Annotated in this window: 1 protein-coding gene; it reads left to right on the forward strand. The window is 44.4% G+C overall.

Annotated elements, in window-relative coordinates:
* The coding region (locus tag A1D26_RS02305) for a reverse transcriptase N-terminal domain-containing protein (protein WP_198303044.1) at positions 1-550 on the forward strand (550 nt) is incomplete at both ends.

Below are 550 nucleotides of genomic sequence, written 5' to 3' on the forward strand. Positions count from 1 at the left end.
TAGCTTGCAATCCAGCGACCTCGCACATTTCTCAATGGCATTATGTTGAATGGCATAAGGCTGAGCGGTATGTGAAAGGAATGCAAATTCGGATTGCGAAGGCAACACAGGAAGGCAAATGGCGTAAGGTTAAAAACTTACAACGAATGCTGACCCACTCACACTATGCGAAACTCATCGCAGTAAAAAGAGTGACGGAAAATCAAGGTAAACGGACAAGTGGTGTTGATAAAGAGTTGTGGGACAGTCCTGCAACAAAATGGCGAGCTGCACTAGAATTGACGGAAAAGAGGTACAAACCCAGTCCATTAAGACGAGTGTACATACCAAAACCGAATGGGAAAAAACGCCCACTAGGTATTCCAACAATGAAAGATAGAGCAATGCAAGCCTTATATCTTTTGGCACTACAACCAGTGGCAGAAACAACAGCGGATAAGGGTTCGTATGGGTTCAGGCTAAACCGTTCAACGGCAGATGCAATAACACACATACATCAGACCTTTTCGCATAAAGGGAAGAAAACCAATCGACCTGTCGAATGGGTACT

The organism is Ursidibacter maritimus (genome assembly GCF_009761395.1).
In the GTDB taxonomy this organism is placed as follows: domain Bacteria; phylum Pseudomonadota; class Gammaproteobacteria; order Enterobacterales; family Pasteurellaceae; genus Ursidibacter; species Ursidibacter maritimus.